The sequence below is a fragment of the Streptomyces sp. NPDC021225 genome (assembly GCF_044332865.1).
Taxonomy (GTDB): Bacteria; Actinomycetota; Actinomycetes; order Streptomycetales; family Streptomycetaceae; genus Streptomyces.
Genome location: NZ_JBIRPV010000008.1, coordinates 121,702 through 144,511, shown reverse-complemented (window position 1 = coordinate 144,511; position 22,810 = coordinate 121,702). Strand labels below are relative to the sequence as shown.

The window sequence follows — 22,810 nt, the reverse complement described above, 5'->3', positions numbered from 1 at the left end:
TGGGCGCCGGGGTCACCGGTCGTTCAGTCGGCCCAGTTCGTTGTCGATAAAGTCGAGAATCTGGTCGGCACTGGCCGATTCGAACGGGTCGGCGGGACCGGAGCCGTTGCTTTCCGCCTCGTTCTTGGTCACCTTCGCCAGCAGTTGCCGGAGCCGGAGGGCTACACCGGTCCGGGTGATCTCGTCGACGCCGCCGTCCGACAGTTCGGACAGACCGGCGTCCAGCCGGTCGAGGTCCGCCATCAGCGACGGTGCCGGATCAGGGGTGTCCGCGGGCACGAGTTCGCTCTCCAGATATCCGGCCAGCGCCGCCGGGACCGGATAGTCGAAGATCAGGGTGGGGGCCAGCCGCAACCCGGTGCGCAGGCTCAGCCCGTTGCGCAGTTCGACCGCGGTCAGCGAGTCGAAGCCCAGGTCGCTGAACCGATGGGCCGGGTCGATCTTGTCCGCGGACGCATATCCCAGGACGAGGGCCGCCTGTTCCTGTACGAGCCGGACCAGCTGCTCGCGGCGTTCCTCGGCGCGCAGGCCGAGCAGCCGGTCGCGCAGTGACTCGGAGGTCTCCGCGACGGTGGAGTGGGCCATCGGCCGAGCGCCCGTGCCGATCAGGCCGCGGAACACCGGCGGCGGGGTGCCCAGGGCGCGCAGCGCGGCCAGATTGAACGGTGCGGGGACGACGACCGGGTCGTGCAGCACGGTGGCCGCGTCGAACAGGGCCATCCCCTGCTCGGCGCTGATGGGCGGCAGCCCGGCGGCGCTCATCCGCTCCACATCGGCCTCACTCAGACCACGGGTCATCCCGCTCTCCTGCGCCCATGGCCCCCACACCAACGACTGCCCCACACGCCCCTCGGCCCGCCGGCACACCATCAGCGCGTCCAAAAACGCGTTCCCCGCCGCATAATTCGCCTGGCCCGGAGCGCCCATCGAACCCGCCACCGACGAGAACACCACGAACTCCGCCAAGTCCAGATCCCGCGTCAGCTCGTGCAGATGCCACGCCGCGTCCACCTTCGGCCGCAAAACGGTGCGCAACCGCTCGGGGGTCAGCGACTCCACCACGCCGTCGTCCAGCACACCCGCCGTGTGCACCACCGCCGTGAGCGGGTGCTCCGCCGGAATCGACGCCAGCACCCCCGCCACCGCATCACGGTCCGCCACATCGCAGGCCACGACCGACACCTCGGCACCCAGCGCCGACAACTCCGCCCGCAACTCCTCCGCGCCCGGAGCGGCCGCGCCCCGACGGCTCGTCAGTACCAGGTGCCGCGCCCCGCGGTCCTCCACCAGATGCCGCGCCAGCACACCGCCCAGACCACCCGTACCCCCGGTGATCAGCACCGTGCCTTCGGAGTCCCACTCCCGCGGCATGGTCAGCACGATCTTGCCCGTGTGCTTGGCCTGGCTCATGAACCGGAACGCGTCCCGCGCCCGCCGCACATCCCACGCCGCCACCGGCAACGGCCGCAGCACACCCGCCTCGAACAGCTCTTTCAGCTCGACCAGCATCCGCTGTGTCGTGTCGAGCGCCACGTCCGCCAGATCGAAGGGGAGGTAGCGGCCGTCCACCGCCTCCGCTTCACGGATATCGGTCTTGCCCATCTCCAGGAACCGCCCACCGGGGCGCAGCAACCGCGCGGAGGCGTCGATGAACTCACCCGCGAGCGAGTTGAGCACCACATCCACACCACGCCCGCCACTCACCTCCCGGAAACGCTCCTCGAACTCCGTCGTACGCGACGAAGCGATGTGGTCATCCGGGATGCCGAGCGAGCGCAGTGTGTCCCACTTGCCCTCACTCGCCGTCGCGAACACCTCAGCACCCAGATGCCGCGCAAGCTGAATCGCGGCCATACCCACACCACCGGCGCCCGCGTGCACCAACACCGACTCACCCGCCGCCAACCCCGCAAGGTCCACCAGGCCGTAGTACGCGGTCAGGAACACCAGCGGCACCGCCGCCGCATCCTCGAACGACCACGCGTCGGGGACCGTCACCACGGCACGCTGGTCCACGGCCACGAGGGGGCCGAAGGATCCGGGCACCAGGGCCATCACCCGGTCACCGACACGCAGCCCGGTCACCTCGGGACCGGTCTCCACGACCACACCGGCCGCCTCACCACCCAGCGGCCCGGCGTCCCCCGGGTACATGCCCAACGCGCTCAGCACATCGCGGAAGTTCAGCCCGGCAGCCCGGACCGACAACCGGATCTCACCGGACGCCAGCGGCCTGCCGGCCTCCGGCGCCGTCTGAAGAGTGAGGTTCTCCAGCCTGCCCCGCTCCCCGCTCTCCAGCCGCCACGCCCCACCGACCGGAGGGACCAGGCCCGCCCCCGTGGACACCCTGGCCAGCCGACCCGTGCGCACCACGCCGCCGCGCACCACGACCTGGGGCTCGCCCGAGGCGAGCGCCGCGGGCAGCGCCGACATGGAGGTCTCGTGCTGGTCGACATCGACGAGCAGGAACCGCCCCGGGTGCTCGGCCTGTGCCGACCGCACCAGCCCCCACACCGCGGCCCCGCCCAGATCCGCCACCGTCGCACCGTCGTCGGCCGCCACAGCACCCCGTGTGACGAAGAGCAGGCGCGCGTCGGCGAACCGCTCCTCGGCCAGCCACTCCTGGACCAGGCCCAGGACCCGCGCGGTCTCCTCGTGCACCGAGCGCACGACATCGCCGGAGTCGGCCGATCCGATGGCGACCGTCACCACGTCCGGCACCGTCGTCAGCGACGCCAGGCCCGGGGCGCCGGCGGGCAGCTCCACGGTGGTGGGTTCACCGCCGTCCACCGTGATGGCCCCGGCGGGCACCCAGTCGAGCCGGAACAGCATGTCTTCTTCGGCGCGTCGTCCACCCTCGGGCTGCTCGGCGGACAGCTGGCGCAGGGCGAGCGTCGTGGCGGACATCACCGCCGCGCCCGTCGGGTCGAAGGCCGTCAGCGACACGGATTCCGCGCCGACCCTGGTCAGCCGCACACGCAGCAGGGAGGCCCCCGCGGCGTGCAGGGTCACCCCGGTCCAGGAGAAGGGCAGCCGCCCTCGCTCCGACTCCCCGAGGTCTACAAACGCCACCGCGTGCAGGGCCGCGTCCAGCAGGGCCGGATGCACCCCGAACGAGGTGGCGTCGTCCACCTGCTCGGGGAGGGCGACCTCCGCGAAGACCTCGCCGTCGCGCCGCCAGACCGCTCGCAGCCCCTGGAACACCGGCCCGTAGCCGAAGCCACCGTCGGCCACGTGCTCGTAGAAGCCGTCCACCGGGACCGGGGTGGCGCCCTCGGGCGGCCATGCCCGCATCTCGCCCCCGGGGTTCGGCTGCCCGGGCGCCAGGACTCCCGTGGCGTGGTGGGTCCAGGGCCGGTCCACGGCGTCGGCCGGCCGGGAGTAGAGGTTCACGGTGCGGCGGCCCGACTCGTCCGGCCCACCGACCCATAGCTGGATGGCCGCCGTCCGACGGTCGGGTATGACCAGCGGCGAGGCCAGGGTGAGCTCCTCGACCAGGCCGCAGCCGACCTCGTCGCCGGCGCGGAAGGCCAGCTCCAGGAAGCCGGTGCCGGGGAAGAACACCGATCCGTCGATGACGTGATCGGCCAGCCACGGATGGGTCGCCGCCGAAAGGCGCCCGGTGAACAGCACGCCTTCGGCGTCGGCCCGTTCCACCGCCGCGCCCAGCAAGGGGTGCCCCGGGGCTCCGAGACCGGCGGCGGTCACGTCTCCCGTCCGGGCGGCGGGCGCCGGCCAGTACAGCTCTCGCTGGAAGGCGTAGGTGGGCAGGTCCACTCGCCGGGCTCCGGTGCCCGCGAAGAACGCCTCCCAGTCGACCTCGACCCCCTGGGCGTACAGCCGGGCCAGGGCAGTGGCCGCCGCCCGCTCCTCCTCCACGCCCTTCCGCAGCGCCGAGACAACCACCGTGGTGGCGGGCGACTGCTCGGACAGGCTCTCCTGAGCCATCGCCGACAGCACACCGTCCGGCCCCAGCTCCAGATACGCGCTCACCCCGCACCCGTCCAGCCAGCGCACCCCATCGGCGAACCGCACCGGCTCCCGCACATGCCGCACCCAGTACTCCGGCTCACACACCACTTCCTCCGCCAACTCGGGCTCACCGGTCAGGTTCGACACCAGCGGCACCGTCGGAGCCTGGAACGACAGGCCCCGGACCACCCGCCCGAACTCCGCCAACATCCCGTCCATCAAGGGCGAGTGAAACGCATGCGAGACCCGCAAACGCCTAGTCTTACGGCCTTCCTCCGCAAACCGGGCGGCCACGTCCAGCACGGCCGCCTCATCACCGGAGACCACCACCGATCGCGGCCCGTTGACCGCCGCGATCGACACTCCCTCGGTCAGCTGTGGGGTCACCTCGTCCTCGGTGGCCTGGAGGGACACCATCGCCCCGCCCGGCGGCAGCTCGCCCATCAGCCGGGCCCGCGCCGCCACCAGCGTGCACGCGTCCGCCAGCGAGAACACCCCGGCCACATGCGCCGCGGCGATCTCTCCGACCGAATGCCCCGCCACGTAATCCGGCCGCACACCCCACGACTCCACCAGCCGGAACAGCGCCACTTCCAGCGCGAACAGCGCGGGCTGCGTCCACCCCGTCTCATCCAGCGACTCCGCCTCGGCCGAACCGGCCTCGGCGAACATCACCTCACGCAACGGCCGTTCGAGGTGGCCGTCAAGATGCGCGAACACCTCATCCAGCGCCTCGGCGAACACCGGGAACGCCTCGTACAGCTCCCGGCCCATCCCCGCCCGCTGACTGCCCTGGCCGGAGAACAGGAACGCCACCACCCGGTCCTCCCGGGCCAACCCCCGCACCACATTCACATCCGGCTCGCCACACGCCACGGCCCGCAGGCCCTCGACCGCCCCCTCCCGGGCGCCCGCCAGCACCACACCGCGCCGCTCGAACCCCGACCGCGAGGTCGCCAGCGAGAACCCCAGATCCACCAGACCCGGACCGGGATCGGCCTCGACCCGGGACACCAGCCGGGACGCCTGCGCCCGCAGCGCCTCGTCCGACTTCCCCGACACCACCACCGGCACCACACCCGGCACCCGCACCGGGGCGGGAGACTGCGTCGGACCGTCCCCGGCCTCCCGCGGAGCCTGTTCCAGGATGGTGTGCGCGTTGGTGCCGCTGATCCCGAAGGAGGACACCGCGGCGCGGCGCGGCCGGCCGTTCGCCGTCCACTCCCGGACCTCGGTCAGCAAGCGGACCTCACCGGACGACCAGTCCACGTGCGACGAGGGCTCGTCGACATGCAGGGTGGGCGGCAGCGTGCCGTGCCGCATGGCCATCACCATCTTGATCACACCGGCCACGCCCGCCGCCGCCTGCGTGTGCCCGATGTTCGACTTCACCGATCCCAGCCACAGCGGGTGATCGGCGTCCCGGTCCCGGCCGTACGTCGCCAGCAGGGCTTCGGCTTCGATGGGATCGCCCAGCGTGGTGCCGGTACCGTGCCCTTCCACGACATCGACGTCGGTGGGCGAGAGACCGGCGTCGGCCAGAGCCTGCTTGATCACCCGCTGTTGGGACGGGCCGTTCGGCGCCGTGAGCCCGTTCGAGGCACCGTCCTGGTTCACCGCCGAGCCCCGCAACACGGCCAGCACCTCGTGGCCGTTGCGCCGCGCGTCCGACAGCCGCTCAAGCACCAGCATGCCGACACCCTCGGACCAGCCCACGCCATCGGCGCGATCGGAGAACGACTTGCATCGCCCGTCGGCCGCCAGGCCGCCCTGCGCGCTGAAGTCCACGAAGGGCCCCGGGGTGGCCATGACCGTCACTCCACCGGCCAGGGCCAGGGCGCACTCACCGGCGCGCAGCGCCTGGGCCGCCCAGTGCATGGCCACCAGCGACGAGGAGCAGGCTGTGTCGACCGTCACCGCCGGGCCCTCCAGACCGAGGGCGTAGGCGACCCGGCCCGACATCACGCTGCCCGCCGTGCCGGTCCCGATGAAGCTCATCGCCTCCTCCGGGAACTCCGCGCCGGTGCCGTAGTCGTGGTACATCACCCCGGCGAAGACACCGGTCCGGCTGGAGCGCAGCGTCAGCGGGTCGACGCCGGCCCGCTCGATCGCCTCCCACGAGGTCTCCAGCAGCAGCCGCTGCTGCGGATCCATCGCCAGCGCCTCGCGCGGCGAGATCCCGAAGAAGGCCGGGTCGAACTCCCCGGCTTCGTGCAGGAACCCGCCCTCACGCACATAGCTGGTGTTCCCGCGAGTGTCCCGGTCCGGGTTGTACAGCGCGTCCAGATCCCATCCCCGGGAGGTCGGGAATCCGGAGACACCGTCCCGTTCTCCGCTCACGAGCTGCCACAGGCTCTCCGGGGAGTCCACGCCGCCGGGGTAGCGGCAGGCCATGGACACGATCGCGATCGGGTCGTCGTCGACGGGCTTGTGGTGTGACTCCGGCGCGAGCGGGCCGCTGTCGGTGCCGACGAGTTCCGCCACCAGGTGCTCGGCCAGCGCCATCGGTGTGGGGTAGTCGAACACGAGGGTGGACGGCAGGCGCAGGCCGGTGGTGTGGGCCAGCTGGTTGCGCAGTTCCACCGCGGTCAGCGAGTCGAAGCCCAGTTCACGGAACTCGCGCCGGACTTCCACCGCGGCCGGCGACGCGTGCCCGAGGACCGCGGCCACCTCCGTGCTGACCAGGTCCACCACGGCGCGGATCCGGTCCGCCGGGCGCAGCTCCGTCAGCCGCCGGGTGAGCGTGGTCACCGCGGCCGGGTCGCTTCCGGCGGCGCGGCGGCGCGGCATCCGATCGGCGACCGCGCGCACCAGCCACGGCACCTCACGCCGGGCCCGCAGCGCGGCCACATCGACTCGGGCGGGCACCAGCAGCGCATGGCCCAGCGTGCGCGCGGTGTCGAACAGCGCCAGGCCCTGCTCGGCGGGCAGCGGCAGCATTCCGCCGCGGGCCATCCGTTTGACGTCCGCTTCGCCGAGCCCGCCGGTCATTCCCGCGCTCTGTTCCCAGGGGCCCCACGCCAGGGACGTCGCGGCGAGGCCGTGCGCTCGCCGGTATTGGGCCAGGCCGTCCAGGAAGCTGTTCGCGGCGGCGTAGTTGGCCTGCCCGGCGCCTCCGACGAGGCCGGTGACCGACGAGAACACCACGAACGCCGCGAGGTTCATGTCCCGGGTGAGGTCGTGCAGATGCCACGCCGCGTCCACCTTGGGCCGGAAGACGGTGTCCAGCCGGTCCGGTGTCAGCGATCCGATCACACCGTCGTCCAGGACACCCGCGGTGTGGATGACCGCGGTCAGCGGATGTCCCTCGGGGATGTCCGCGAGCAGTCCTGATACTGCGGCCCGGTTGGCCACGTCGCACGCGACGACCCTGACCTCGGCGCCGTGCGCGGTCAGTTCGGCGACCGTCTCGACGACTCCGTCGCTCTCGCCACCACGCCTGCTCGCCAGCAGCACATTCCGCACCCCGTGCTCGGCCACCAGGTGCCGTGCGAACAGGCGGCCCAGACCGCCCGTGCCACCGGTGATCAGGACCGTACCGGCCGGATCCCACGGGCGCGGCTCGGGCGCCCCGGTGGCCGGGCGGCCCAGCCGTCCGACCCGGACGGCGCCGTCGCGGATGACCGCCTGCGGCTCGCCCGAAGCGAGCGCGGCGGGGATCGCCGCGGCGGCGTTGGCGTTCTCGTCGAGGTCGATCAGCACGAACTGGTCAGGGTGCTCCGCCTGCGCGGACCGCACCAGCCCCCACACGGCGGCGGCGGCCGGGTCGAGGACGTCGTCCCCGTCGTCCGCCGCGACCGCGCCCCTGGTCACGAACGCCAGGCGGGACCGGGCCGACCGGTCGTCGGCCGACCAGTCCTGAACCAGCCGCAGCGCCCTGGAAGCGAGTGTCCGCGCCGAGGCGGCCACCGTGTCCGTGCCCGTCTCGCCGCCGGGGGCGTCGCCGCGGATCGGGACCACGATGACGGCCGGGGCGGAGGCGTCGTCGCCCAGCACCTCGTCCAGGGATCCCGCGTCCCGGTGGGCGGTGACCAGGGTCTGCGGTGTCGTCAGTGCCGCTTCCAGCGCGAACTCGTCCGCTCCGAGCACGGCCCACCGGACGTTCTCGGTGCCGGGTACGGACCCGGCGGCCGGCAGGGGGACCCATTCCAGCTGGAACAGCGACTCGTGGCGCCGTACGGAAGCGGCGGCCATGTGTTCCGTGGACACCGGCCGCAGGACGAGCGCGTCGACCGACACCACCGGGTCCCCGGCGGTGTCGAGCGCCATCAGGGACACCGCTTCCGGGCCGGCCTTGGTCAGCCGTACCCGCAGCGTGGACGCGCCACCGGCGTGCAGGGAGACCCCGCTCCAGGAGAACGGCAACCGGCCGGCCGCGCTCGCGTCCAGGTCCACGAACAGCGCCGCGTGCAGCGCGGCGTCCAGCAGCGCGGGGTGCACCCCGAAGGACTCGGCGTCGCCGACCTGTTCGTCCAGTGCGACCTCGGCGAAGATCTCGTCTCCGCGCCTCCACACCGCGCGCAGCCCCTGGAAGGCCGGCCCGTAGGCGAACCCGCCTTCCGCGAACCGCTCGTAGAACCCCTCCAGCCCGACCTCGGTCGCCCCCTCGGGTGGCCACACCGCGCCATCGGGCTCCGCCCGGTGCTCTCCCGCCGCGAGCACGCCCGTGGCGTGCCGCACCCAGGGACCCTCCGCGGCGTCGGCCGGGCGGGAGTACACGTTCAGGCTACGGCGTCCCGAGCCGTCCGGCTCGCCCGCCCACAGCTGCACTGTCACCGCGTCCCGTTCGGGCACCACCAAGGGTGTCGCGAGGGTGAGTTCCTCCACCGAACCGCAGCCGACCTGGTCACCGGCGCGGATCGCCAGCTCCAGGAAACCGGTGCCGGGGAACAGCACCACACCGCCGGCCGCGTGATCGGCCAGCCACGGGTGCGTGGCCACGGACAGCCGGCCGGTGAACAACATGCCGCCGCCATCGGCCAGCTCCACCGCCGCGCCCAGCAGGGGATGGCGCGCGGGCGCCAGTCCCAGCCCCGAGGCGTCCGTGGTACGGAGCGATGTCGCCGGCCAGTAGCGCCGGCGCTGGAAGGCGTAGGTGGGCAGCTCCACCCGTCGGGCGCCCGTTCCGGCGAACAGCGCCTGCCAGTCGACCCGTACGCCGGTGGCAAACAGCCGGGCCAGCGCGGTGAGCAGCGCCCTCTCCTCGTCCTGGTCCTTGCGCAGGGCCGGGGTCACGACGGTGTCGGGGGACGGCTCGGGCAGGGTGTCCTGGGCCATGCCGGAGAGCACACCGTCGGGGCCGACCTCCAGGAACGCGGTCACCCCGGCCTCGTTCATCGCGGCCACCCCGTCGGCGAACCGCACCGTCTCCCGCACATGCCGCACCCAGTACTCCGGCGCGCACACCAGCCCCGCCGACACCACCTCACCCGTCACGTTGGACACCAGCGGGATCCGCGGAGCCTCGGGGGACAGCCCCTCCACCACCCGCCGGAACCCGTCCAGCATCGGCTCCATCAGCGGCGAGTGAAAAGCGTGCGACACTCGCAGCCGCCTGGTCCTGCGTCCTTCCGCCGCGAAGTGGGCCGTGACCGCCGACACCGCCGTCTCGTCACCGGCGATCACCACCGAGCGCCGTCCGTTGACCGCGGCGATCGACACCCGGTCCGTCAGCCGGGGAACCACCTCGTCCTCGGTGGCCTGCAACGACACCATCGCCCCACCCGACGGCAACCCCTGCATCAGCCCCGCTCGCGCCGCCACCAGCGCACAGGCGTCCGCCGTCGAGAACACGCCCGCCACATGCGCCGCCGCGATCTCCCCGACCGAATGCCCCGCCACATAGTCGGGCCGCAGTCCCCAGGACTCCACCAGCCGGAACAGCGCCACCTCGACCGCGAACAGCGCGGGCTGCGTCCACCCCGTCTCGTCCAGCAGTGCCGCCTCGGCCGAACCCGGCTCCGCGAACAGCACCTCGCGCAAGGGCCGGTCCAGGTGCGGGTCCAGATGCGCGCACACCGCGTCCAGCGCGTCGGCGAACACCGGGAACCGCCCGTACAGCTCGCGCCCCATCCCGGCCCGCTGGCTGCCCTGTCCGGAGAACAGGAACGCCACCATGGGTTCGGGGTGGGCAGTGCCCTCGGCGACCTCCGTCGCGCCTTCCCCATCGGCCAGCAGCACCGCGCGGTGCTCGAACACCGACCGGCTCGTGGACAGCGAGAAGCCCACGTCCAGCGGCGCCGGACCGGGGTTCGCGGCCACGAACGACATGAGCTGGTCGATCTGGGCGCGCAGCGCGGGCTCGCTCTTGCCCGACACCGGCCACGGCACCGGGCCCGGAGCCGCGGGAGAGACCTCGGGCGCCTCGGGTGCCACGGGCGCCGGGCCCTGCTCGAGAATGATGTGGGCGTTGGTGCCGCTGATCCCGAACGACGAGACGCCAGCGCGCCGCGGCCGGCCGGCCTCCGGCCACGCGACGGGCTCGCTCAGCAGCTCGACCGCGCCGGCCGCCCAGTCCACATGCGACGACGGGGCGTCCACATGCAGCGTCGAGGGCAGCACTCCGTGCCGCATCGCCATGACCATCTTGATCACACCGGCCACCCCCGCGGCCGCCTGGGTGTGCCCGATGTTCGACTTCACCGACCCCAGCCACAGCGGCCGTTCCGGGGCGCGGCCTCGGCCATACGTGGCCAGCAGCGCCTGCGCCTCGATCGGATCACCGAGCCGGGTCCCCGTGCCGTGCGCCTCCACCGCGTCCACGTCCGGCGTGGACAGCCCCGCACTCGCCAGGGCCTGCCGGATCACCCGCTGCTGCGACGGACCGTTCGGCGCCGTCAGGCCGTTGGACGCGCCGTCCTGGTTGATCGCCGAGCCGCGCACCACCGCCAGCACCTGGTGGCCGTTGCGCCTGGCGTCCGACAGCCGCTCCACCACGAGCATGCCGACACCCTCGGACCAGCCCGTACCGTCCGCCGCGTCGGCGAACGCCTTGCACCGGCCATCCGGTGCCAGCCCGCCCTGGCGGCTGAACCCGGCGAATCCCACCGAGGTGGACATCACCGTCACCCCGCCCGCCAGCGCCAGCGTGCACTCCCCCGACCGCAGCGCCTGGGCCGCCAGGTGCAACGCCACCAGCGAGGAGGAACACGCGGTGTCCACCGTCATCGCCGGACCCTCAAGGGCCAGCGTGTACGACAGACGCCCGGACGCCACGCTCGCGGCGAGCCCGGTGCCGGCGTGCCCGGCCAGCTCCTCCCCGGCGTTCATGACCAGAGTCGAATAGTCCTGGCCGTTGGTGCCGACGAACACGCCGGTGCGGCTGGACCGGAGCGACGCGGGGTCGATCCCGGTGCGCTCGAACGCCTCCCACGAGGCCTCCAGCAGCAGCCGCTGCTGCGGATCCATCGCCAGCGCCTCACGCGGCGAGATCCCGAAGAAGCCCGCGTCGAACTCGGCCGCGTCATAGACGAACCCGCCCTCGCGGACGGCTCCGCCGCCCTTCCCGTCGGGATCGTCGGAGAGCATGCCGAGGTCCCAGCCGCGGTCGGTGGGGAACGGGGAGATCGCGTCACGGCCGTCGGCGACCAGGTCCCACAGCTGCTCGGGAGAGCGCACACCGCCGGGGAAGCGGCAGCTCATTCCGACGATGACGATCGGGTCGTCCATGAGCGGAGCGGTCGGCGAGGTGGGGAGAGCGGTCTCGGCCGGCGTACCCATGAGCTCGGTCAGCAGGAGCTGTGCCAGCGCCGCGGGCGTCGGGTGGTCGAACACCAACGTGGACGGCAGGCTCAGTCCGGTGGTCGCGGCGAGCTGGTTGCGCAGCTCGATCGCGGTCAGCGAGTCGAAGCCCAGGTCCTTGAACGCGCGGTCGGCGCCGATGGCCGCGGTCCGGGAGTGCCGCAGCACCCGGGCGACCTCCGCGCGCACCAGGTCGACCAGGAACCGCGACCGCTCGTCCTCCGGCAGCCCGGCCAGCCGCTCGGCGAGGCCCGTCCGGGACCGCTCCGCGCCACCGCCCGCGGCCGTACGGCGGCCGGGCCGCAGCAGTCCGCGCAGGATGGCGGGTACCCCGCCGGGCAGCCGCAGCGCGCCGTTTCCGACCCCGAGCGGCAGGACCAGTGCCTCGTCGCAGGCGGTGGCGGCGTCGAACAGCGCCAGCCCGCGCTCGACCGACAGCGGCGGCATGCCCGTCTCCCTGAGCCGGCGCAGTTCGTCCTCGCCCAGGGTGCTGGTCATGCCCGTGCCCTGGTCCCAGGCTCCCCAGGCGAGGGAGACCGCGGGCAGGCCGTGGGCGCGCCGGTGCTGCGCCAGGGCGTCCAAGAAGACGTTGCCCGCCGCGTAGTTGGCCTGGCCCGCGGTGCCCATCACACCGGACACCGAGGAGTAGCAGACGAACGCGGCCAGGTCGAGGTCGCGCGTGAGTTCGTGCAGATGCCATGCGGCGTCGACCTTCGGGCGCAGCACCGTGTCCAGCCGCTCGGGGGTCAGCGATCCGACGACTCCGTCGTCCAGTACGCCCGCGGTGTGCACCACCGCGGTGAGCGGGTGTGCGGCCGGGACGGCGGCGAGCAGTTCGGCCGTGGCGGCTCGTTCGGACAGGTCGCAGGCGGCCACGGTGACCTCGGCGCCGTGTGCGGCCAGCTCGTCCCGCAGCTCGACGGCGCCGGGCGCGGTGAGGCCGCGCCGACTGGCCAGCAGCAGGTGCCGGGCGCCTCGGCGGGTCACCAGATGCCGGGCCAGCTCGGCACCGAGTCCACCGGTGCCGCCGGTGATCAGTACGGTGCCCTCGGCGTCCCAGCGGCGGGGCGTGGTCAGTACGACCTTGCCGATGTGCCGGCCCTCGCTCAGGTACCGGAACGCCTCGCGGGCCCGGCGCACGTCCCAGGTGCGCACCGGAAGCGGCCGCAGAGATCCGTTGCCGAACAGCCGCACCAGCGCGACCAGTGTCCGCTGGATGTGCTCGGGGTCCGTCGACTCCAGGTCGAGCGGCTGGTGGCGCACCTCCGGCAGCGCCTGTGGGTCGCGGAGGTCGGCCCGGCCCAGCTCCAGGAACCGGCCGCCCGGTGCCAGCAGGCGCAGTGAGGCGTCGGCGAACTCCCCCGACAGGGAGTTGAGTACGACATCGACCCCGCCGCCGCCCGTGGTGTCGGCGAACCTCGGCGCGAACTCCGTGGTGCGCGAGGAGGCGAGGTGATCCTCCGCCACGCCCAGCGACCGCAGGGTGTCCCACTTGCTTTCGCTCGCGGTGGCGAACACGTCCGCGCCCAGGTGCCTGGCCAGTTGGATCGCCGCCATGCCGACGCCGCCCGCACCCGCGTGGATCAGTACCTTCTCCCCGGCGCGCAGACCGGCGAGGTCCACCAGGGCGTGGTACGCGGTCAGGAACGCCAGCGGCACCGAGGCGGCAGTCTGCCACGTCCAGTCGTCGGGTACGCGGGTGAGGAGCCGTTCGTCAGCCACCCCCACGGGGCCGAATCCGCCGGAGAGCAGGCCCATCACGGGGTCTCCCGGCCGGAGCCCGGTCACCTCGGGGCCGATCGCCTCGACCACGCCGGCGGCCTCGGACCCGAACGGCCCGGCTTCCCCGGGATGCGTGCCGAGCGCGTCGCGGACATCGCGGAAGCTCACCCCGGCGGCGCGTATCGCCACCCGCACCTCGCGGCCCGTCAGTGGCTCGAGCGCCGTGGGGCACGCGGCGAGCGTCAGCCCGTCCAGGCCGCCCTTCTCGCGGGTGTCCAGCCGCCACGGGGTACCGGTCGGCGGCACCAGGCGGTCGGCGGAGGCCAGCCGCGCCAGCCGCGCCACCCGTACCGTACCGGCGCGGACCACGGCCTGCGGCTCGTCGGCGTCCAGCAGGGCGGGGAGCGGGGGCAGCGCCGCGGCGGACCGGGCCGGGTCGTCCAGGTCCACCAGCAGGAAACGGCCGGGGTGTTCCGCCTGGGCGGACCGTACCAGGCCCCATACCGCCGCCGCGGCCAGGTCGGTGACCTCCTGGTCGTCCTCGTCGGCGACCGCTCCCCGGGTGAGGAACAGCAGGCGTGATCCGGCGAGCCGGCCCTCGGCGAGCCAGTCCTGCACCAGCCGCAGGGCGCGGTGGGTCAGTTCGCGCACGGCCGCGGGGCCGCCGTCCGGGCCGCCCGCGATCTCGACGGCCACCACCCGTGGCGGCGTGGTGTCCTCGGGGCCGGCCGATCCCGCCGATACGCCCGGTTCGGCCAGTTCTGCCAGTTCTGCCAGTTCAGCCAGTTCTGCCAGTTCAGCCAGTTCGGCGAGCGAGGACACCGTACGGACCGTGGTCCGGCCGCCGGATTCCAGTGCCGCGGCCAGATCCCACTCGTCGGATCCCAGCAGTGCCCACGGGGCGCTCTGCGCCGCCGTGTCCAGCCGCTGGGGGACCCACGCGACCCGGAAGAGCGAGTCCTCCACCTCGCGGCGTCCCGCGCCCTCCGCGGGCTGGGCCGAGGCCGGGCGCAGCGTCAGCGAGGACACCGAGATCACCGGATCGCCCTGCACGTCGACCGCGGTGAGCGCGACCGTGTCCTGGCCGCTCCCGGTGATTCTGACGCGCAGCGTCGCGGCCCCCGAGGCGTGCAGGGACACCCCGCTCCAGGCGTACGGCAGCAGGTTCCGGTCGCCGTCGCCGCCGGTGAACCGGGTCGCGTGCAGTGCCGCGTCGAGCAGCGCCGGGTGCACACCGAAGGTTTCCGCGTCCCGTACGTCCTCGGGCAGGGCGACTTCGGCGAAGACCCCGGCGTCGCGCCGCCACACCGCCCGCAGTCCGCGGAAGACCGGTCCGTAGGCCGGCCCTGCCTCTTCAGGGGCGTCGTACAGGCCGTCCAGGTCCATCGGGGTCGCGCCGTGCGGCGGCCAGGCCGTCGTGTCGAAGTCGGCCTCCTCGGCAGGCTCCGCGGCCTCGGTGAGGACTCCCTCGGCGTGCAGGGTCCACTCCTGCCCGGGGCCGTCGGCGGGGCGCGAGTGGAACCGCAGTCGCCGGTGTCCGAGGTCGTCCCGGCTCCCCACCCACAGCTGCACCCGCACCGCGCCCCGCTCGGGCAGCACCAGGGGGCTGGTCAGGGTGAGCTCCTCGACCCGATCGCACCCGGCCTGGTCGGCGGCGCGGATCACCAGTTCCAGGAAGCCGGTGCCGGGGAAGGACACCTGCCCGCCCACCAGGTGGTCGGCCAGCCAGGGGTGGGTGGTCAGGGACAGCGTGCCGGTCAGTACGAGTTCGTCGGAGCCCGCCACCGTCATGGCCGCGCCCAGCAGCGGGTGTTCGGTCGGCTCCAGTCCGGCGCCGGTCAGGTCTGCGGCGCGCGCCGAGGGCGAGGGCCAGAACGTCTCGTGCTGGAACGCGTACGTGGGAAGGGGCACCCGGCGGGCTCCGGCTCCGGTCGCGGCTCCGGCGAAGAAGGCCGGCCAGTCGACGCGGACGCCCGTCACATGCAGCCGCGCCAGCGCCGCGACCACCGCGAACCGCTCGTCCCCCGCCCTGCCCAGCACCGGCACCACGGCGGTGCCGTCCGGCACCGACTCGTGGGCCATGGCCGACAGCACACCGTCCGGGCCCAGTTCGACCAGGGCGGTGGCCCCCGCCCGGGCCAGCGTGCCGACGCCGTCGGCGAACCGCACGGTCTCCCGGACGTGGCGCACCCAGTACTCGGGAGCGGTCAGCTCCCCGGCCTCGGCGAGGCCGCCGGTCAGATTGGACACCACGGGGATGGCCGGGTCCTGGAACGACAGGCCCGCCACGACCCGGTGGAAGTCCGTGAGCACCGGGTCCATCAGCGGGGAGTGGAAGGCGTGGCTGACCGCGAGCCGCTTGGTCTTGCGGCCTTCCCTCCCGAACCGGCCCGCCAGCTCGAGCACCGCGGCCTCGTCGCCCGAGACCACCACCGAGCGCGGCCCGTTCACGGCCGCGATCGACACCCGCTCCCCGAGATACGGGGTCACCTCGTCCTCGGTGGCCTGCAATGACACCATCGCGCCGCCCGGCGGCAGCTCGCCCATCAGCCGCGCCCGCGCCGCCACCAGCGTGCACGCGTCCGCCAGCGAGAACACCCCGGCCACATGCGCCGCGGCGATCTCTCCGACCGAATGTCCCGCCACGTAATCCGGCCGCACACCCCACGACTCCACCAGCCGGAACAGCGCCACTTCCAGCGCGAACAGCGCGGGCTGCGTCCACCCCGTCTCATCCAGCGACTCCGCCTCGGCCGAACCGGCCTCGGCGAACATCACCTCACGCAACGGCCGTTCGAGGTGCAGATCGAGATGCGCGAACACCTCATCCAGCGCCTCGGCGAACACCGGGAACGCCTCGTACAGCTCCCGGCCCATCCCCGCCCGCTGACTGCCCTGCCCCGAGAACAGCACCCCGAGCCCGCCGCCTGGCCCGGCGACACCGCTCGCGACGAGCTCCGCCTCGCCCCGGCCGTCGGCCAGCAGCACCGCCCGGTGCTCGAACACCGAGCGGCCCGTCGCCAGGGAGTGGCCCACATCCACCGGCGCCAGGTCCGGATGTTCCTGGGCCCACTGCCGCAGGCGGTCCAGCTGGGCGGACAGCGCCTCCTCGGTCTTGGCCGAGACCGGCCACGGCACCACGCCGGGGGGTGTGGGCGAGGGGTCGGGGAGCGCGGCGTCCGGGCCCTGTTCGAGGATGACGTGGGCGTTGGTACCGCTGATCCCGAACGACGAGACGCCGGCCCGGCGCGGCCGGTCCGCCCGCGGCCACTCGACCGGCTCGGTCAGCAGCTCCACCGCGCCGGCGGACCAGTCCACGTGCGAGGAGGGCCGGTCGATGTGCAGCGTGCGCGGCAGCACTCCGTGCCGCATGGCCATCACCGTCTTGATCACCCCGGCCACGCCCGCCGCCGCCTGGGTGTGGCCGAGGTTGGACTTCACCGACCCGAGCCACAGCGGCCGTTCGCGGTCCTGGCCGTAGGTGGCGAGCAGCGCCTGGGCCTCGATCGGGTCGCCCAGCGTCGTGCCGGTGCCGTGTGCCTCCACCGCGTCCACGTCCGAGGGGGACAGGCCGGCGTCGGCGAGGGCCTGCCGGATCACGCGCTGCTGCGACGGGCCGTTCGGCGCCGTGAGGCCGTTCGACGCGCCGTCCTGGTTCACCGCCGAGCCCCGCACCACCGCCAGCACCTCGTGGCCGTTGCGCCGGGCGTCCGACAGCCGCTCCACCACCAACAGGGCCACGCCCTCGGACCAGCCCGTGCCGTCGGCCGCGTCGGCGAACGCCTTGCACCGGCCGTCCGGGGCCAGCCCGTTCTGCCCGCTGAAGCCCACGAACCCGCCCGGGGTGGACATCACCGTCACACCGCCCGCCAAGGCGAGGGAACACTCTCCGGAGCGCAGGGCCCCGGCCGCCAGGTGCAGCGCCACCAGGGAGGCCGAGCAGGCGGTGTCGACCGTCAGCGCGGGGCCTTCGAGGCCGAGGGTGTAGGAGAGGCGGCCGGAGGCCACACTGGCGGCGATGCCGGTGCCGGTGTGACCGGAGGTGTCGGAGTTCGAGGCCCGCACCAGATCCGAGTAGTCCTGGCCGTTGGTGCCCACGAACACCCCGGTCCGGCTGGACCGGACCGACGCAGGGTCGATCCCGGCGCGCTCGAACGCCTCCCACGCGGTCTCCAGCAGCAGCCGCTGCTGGGGGTCCATCGCCATCGCCTCGCGCGGCGAGATCCCGAAGAAGTCGGCGTCGAACCCGGCCGCGTCACGCAGGAACCCTCCCCTGCCGGTGTCGCTGCTTCCGGGGCCGTCGCCGGTGAGGGCTGCGAGGTCCCAGCCGCGGTCGGCGGGAAAGTCCGAGATGGCGTCCCGGCCCGCGGCCACCAGCCGCCACAGATCCTCCGGGGAGGATATGCCGCCCGGGAAGCGGCAGCTCATCCCGACGATCGCGATCGGGTCGTCGGCCGTGCCGACGGCGACCGGCGCGGGGGCCGGCACCTCGTCGTGCCGCCCCGCCACCTCGGCCAGCAGGAACTCCGCGAGCACCGTGGGGGTGGGGTGGTCGAACACCAGCGTGGCGGGCAGGCTCAGCCCGGTCGTGGCGGCGAGCTGGTTGCGCAGCTCGACGGCGGTCAGCGAGTCGAAGCCCAGGTCCTTGAACGCCCGGTCGGCCTCGATCGCGTCCGCTCCGGAGTACCGCAGCACCGCGGCCACTTCGGTGCGGACCAGGTCCAGCAGGGCGGTGGGGCGCTCCGACTCCGGCAGGCCCGCCAGCCGTTCGAGGAGCGCGGGGGCCGATCGCTCGGCCCGCGGGCGGCCGATGGCTCCGGCGTCGGCGAGCTCGCGGTAGCCCGGCAGGTCGGACAGGACGGGGCTCGGCCGGACGCCGCCGAACACCCGGAGGAACTCGGGCCGCCGGATGTCGGCGACGACGAGCAGCGGGTCGCGCTCTGCGACGGCGCCGCGCAGCGCGGAGATCGCCTGACCGGGCTCCAGCGCGAACGTGCCGGTGCGCCGGGAGAGCGCCGCGTCGCGGCCTTCGCCCGCCATGCCGCCGCCGGCCCAGGCGCCCCAGGCGATGGACGTCGCGGCGAGGCCCCGGGCCCTGCGGCGCTCGGCTATCGCGTCCAGCACGGCGTTGGCGGCCGCGTAGTTGGCCTGGCCCGGGTTGCCCAGCGCGCCCGCGGCCGACGAGAACAGCACGAACGCCGAGAGATCCAGCTCGCGGGTCAGCTCGTCCAGGACCAGCGCGGACGCCACCTTGGAGCGGAACACCGCTTCGAAGCGCTCGGGTGACAGCCCTTCCAGCACTCCGTCGTCCAGCACCCCCGCCGCGTGCACGACACCCGTCAACGGGCAGTCGGCGGGGATGGCGGCCAGCATGGCGGCCACCTGGTCCCGGTCGGCCACGTCACACGCCACGATGGACACCCGGACGCCCGATTCGACCAGCTCGTCGCGGAGTTCGGCCGTCCCCGGCGCCTGGTCGCCGCTGCGGCTGGCCAGCACCACATGGGCGGCCCCGCCGCGCGCCAGCCACCGGGCGACATGGCCGCCCAGAGCACCCGTGCCGCCGGTGATCACCACCGTGCCCGACGGCCGCCACCCCGCGCCCGGCTCGGCCGGGGCCGCGACCAGCCGCCGGCCGTACACCCCGGACGCGCGCACCGCGACCTGGTCCTCCCCGCCGAGACCGGCCAGCACCGCGGTGAACCGGGCTGCGGCCCGCCCGTCCACCACCTCGGGCAGATCCACCAACCCGCCCCACCGGCCGGGAAACTCCAGCGCCGCCACCCGTCCCAGGCCCCACACCGCGGCCTGTGCCACGCCTCGCACCGACTCCGAGCGGCCTACCGCGACCGCTCCCCGGGTCACTGCCCACACCGGCGCGTCGACGCCCGCGTCGCCCAGCGCCTGGAGCAGCGCGGTGGTCAGCAGCACACCGGCGGGTACGGCCGGGCATCGCGCCTCGGCGGGCTCCTCAAGCGCCAGCAACGACACCACGCCCGCGACGGGCCCCGTCGCCACGGCCTCCCGCAGCCGCCCGGCCAGCGCGGCCCGGTCGGTGTCGCCGACCTCCAGCGGCACCGTCGTCACGCCCAGCGCGGCGACCACCGAGGACACCCACGGGTCCGCCGCCCGGCTCCGCGGAACCACCACGAGCCAGCTGCCCAGGAGCGGTCCGTGGTCCGTGCCGGTCAGCGGCTTCCAGGTGACGCGGTGCCGCAGGCCGTCCACGGCCGTCCGCTCGCGCCGTTGCCGCCGCCACGAGGACAGCGCCGGGACCACGGGCTCCAGCACCGCGCCCTCGATGTCCAGGCTCGACGCCAGCGAGCCGAGGTCCTCCCGCTCCACCGCGGCCCAGAACTCGGCGTCCACCGGGTCCGCCGCAGCGGTCGGCTCCGCCGTGGGGGCCTCGGGCCAGAATCGCTCGCGCTGGAAGGCGTACGTGGGCAGATCGACGGGTCGGGCCCCGGTGCCCGCGAAGAACGCGGCCCAGTCCCAGCCCACCCCGGCGAGGTGCGACCGGGTCAGTGCCTCGATGAGCGCGGCCTCCTCGCCGCGGTCGCCGCGCAGGACCGGGACCGCGACGGCGGCCCGCGGCGCCGACTCCAGGGCCAGGGCGGTCAGTGCGCCGTCGGGGCCGACTTCCAGGAAGGAGGTCACTCCCGCGGCGCTCATCGCGGCGACGCCGTCGGCGAACCGCACCGCCTCGCGCACATGCCGCACCCAGTACTCGGGGGAACACACCAGGTCGGCCGTGGCCACTTCGCCGGTCACCAGGGAGACGAGCGGGATCAGCGGGGCCCGGTACGAGAGAGCGCGCGCCACCTCGCCGAACTCCGCCAGCATCGGGTCCATCAGCGGCGAGTGGAAGGCGTGCGACACCCGCAGCCGCCTGGTCTTGCGCCCGTCCCGCTCGAAGCGGGCCGCCACCTCCAGTACGGCCGTCTCGTCGCCCGCGACGACCACCGCGCCGGGCCCGTTGACCGCCGCGATCGACACCTCATCGCCCAGGTGCGGCGTCACCTCCGCCACGGTGGCCCGCAGTGAGACCATCGCCCCGCCCTGCGGCAGCTCGCCCATCAGCCGGGCCCGCGCCGCCACCAGCGTGCACGCGTCCGCCAGCGAGAACACTCCGGCCACATGCGCAGCGGCGATCTCCCCGACCGAGTGCCCGGCCAGCTGGTCGGGGAGCAGCCCCCACGACTCCAGCAGCCGGAACAGCGCCACCTCGACCGCGAACAGCGCCGGCTGAGCCCACTCCGTCCGTTCGAGCAACCCGGCCTCGGCAGAGCCCTCCTCGGCGAACATCACGTCGCGCAGGGGCCGTTCGAGGTGTCCGTCCAGATGCGCACACGCCTCGTCCAGGGCCTCGGTGAAGCCCGGGTACCGCCCGTACAGCTCGCGGCCCATCCCGGCCCGCTGGCTGCCCTGCCCCGAGAACAGCACCGCCAGTCCGCCGTCCGCCCGCACCGAGCCGCGCAGTGCCGCCGCCGGGCGCTCATCCGCGAGCCAGGCGGACAGCGCGGCGCGCAGCCCCGGGGCGTCGTGCGCCAGCACCGCCAGCCGATGCTCGAAGCCCGGCCGGGTGGTCGCCAGGGACATCGCCACGTCCTGCGCGCCTGCCGCCGGGGCGCGTTCGAGATGGGACAGCAGCCGGGCGGCCTGGGCCCGCAGGGCGGGCTCGGTCCTGCCGGACAGCAGCCACGGCACCACGGCGGGCGGCGCGGCCGAAGCGCCCGGGGCAGCCGCGTCCCCGCCTTCCGCGTCCTCTCTTTCCGTGTCCTCGGGCGGCGCCTGCTCCAGGATGGTGTGCGCGTTGGTTCCGCTGACGCCGAACGAGGAGACCCCGGCGCGGCGCGGGCGGTCGCTGTCCGGCCAGGCCACGGCCTCGGTCAGCAGCTCCACCGCACCTGCCGACCAGTTGACGTGCGAGGACGGCGCGTCCACGTGGAGGGACGAGGGGAGCAGACCGTGGCGCATCGCCATGACCATCTTGATCACACCGGCCATGCCCGCGGCGGCCTGCGTGTGGCCGATGTTCGACTTCACCGACCCCAGCCACAGCGGCCGTTCGCGGTCCTGCCCATACGTGGCGAGCAGCGCCTGGGCCTCGATCGGGTCGCCCAGTGTCGTACCGGTGCCGTGCGCCTCCACCGCGTCCACGTCCGCCGCGGACAGCCCCGCGCTCTCCAACGCCTGACGGATCACCCGCTGCTGCGACGGGCCGTTCGGTGCGGTGAAGCCGTTGGACGCGCCGTCCTGGTTGACGGCCGAACCGCGGACGAGGGCGAGCACCCGGTGTCCGTTGCGGCGCGCGTCCGTCAGCCGCTCCACGACCAGCACGCCGACGCCCTCGGCCCACCCGGTGCCGTCGGCCGACTCGGCGAACGCCTTGCAGCGGCCGTCCGGGGCGAGCCCGCCCTGGCGGCTGAACTCGATGAAGGCCCCCGGTGTCGACATCGCCGTGACACCGCCGACCAGCGCCAGCGAACACTCTCCGGTGCGCAGCGCCTGGGCGGCGAAGTGCAGTGCCACCAGCGACGAGGAGCAGGCGGTGTCCACGGTGACGGCGGGGCCTTCGAGGCCCAGGGTGTAGGAGAGCCGTCCGGAGGCGGCGCCGGCGCCCATGCCGGTGCCGACGTTGCCTTCCAGATCGGTCAGGGAGTTCACGGTCAGATACGAGTAGTCCTGGCCGCTCATGCCGACGAAGACCCCGGTGCGGGAGCCCCTCAGCCGGGTCGGGTCGATCCCGGCCCGCTCCACCGCCTCCCAGGAGGTCTCCAGCAGCAGCCGCTGCTGCGGGTCCATGGACAGCGCTTCGCGCGGCGAGATCCCGAAGAAGCCGGGGTCGAAGTCGGCGATGCCGTCGAGGAATCCGCCTTCCCGGGTGACGCTGGAGCCCGGACGGCCGTCATCCGCGGCCAGGGCGTCCAGGTCCCAGCCGCGGTCGGCGGGAAACCCGGAGACCGCGTCGCGGCCGGCGGCGACGAGTTCCCACAGATCCTCCGGTGAGCGCACCCCGCCCGGGAACCGGCAGCTCATCGCCACGATCGCGATCGGCTCCGTCGCGGCGGCGACCAGAGTCTGGTTCTGCCGACGCAGCCGTTCCGTCTCCTTCATGGAGGCCCGGAGCGCTTCGACGACCTTCTCGCTGGGCGTAGCCATGGCCAACTCCGTAATTCGAGCGGATCAGTGGACAGCGTCTGCGTGCGCCGTGTACGCGGGTTCCGGAGCACCGCCCCGCCGATCGGGGTCCATAACTGGAAAGTGAAATCCACGGCCCACTGGCAATCCCCTAGTCATTGCCTGTTTGTTCGCCCCGTCGCTGTTCAGCGCCCAGTGTCCGCCGAATCACTGGGGATTTCTTTGTCTCCGAGCC

At 73.8% G+C, this 22,810-nt stretch carries 1 protein-coding gene; it reads right to left on the bottom strand.

The window, feature by feature from the left end; all coding sequences use genetic code 11:
* Positions 1–12 precede the first annotated feature (12 nt).
* Positions 13–22,596 (bottom strand): type I polyketide synthase, encoded by a 22,584-nt coding sequence (locus ACH4S9_RS31705; RefSeq protein WP_398374971.1) that lies wholly within the window; start codon positions 22,594–22,596, stop codon positions 13–15.
* Positions 22,597–22,810: the final 214 nt, after the last annotated feature.

What these genes read in the sequence shown, in the direction of transcription:
- ACH4S9_RS31705 (WP_398374971.1), bottom strand. Translation starts at nt 22,596, where the DNA reads ATGGCTACGCCCAGCGAGAAGGTCGTCGAAGCGCTCCGGGCCTCCATG.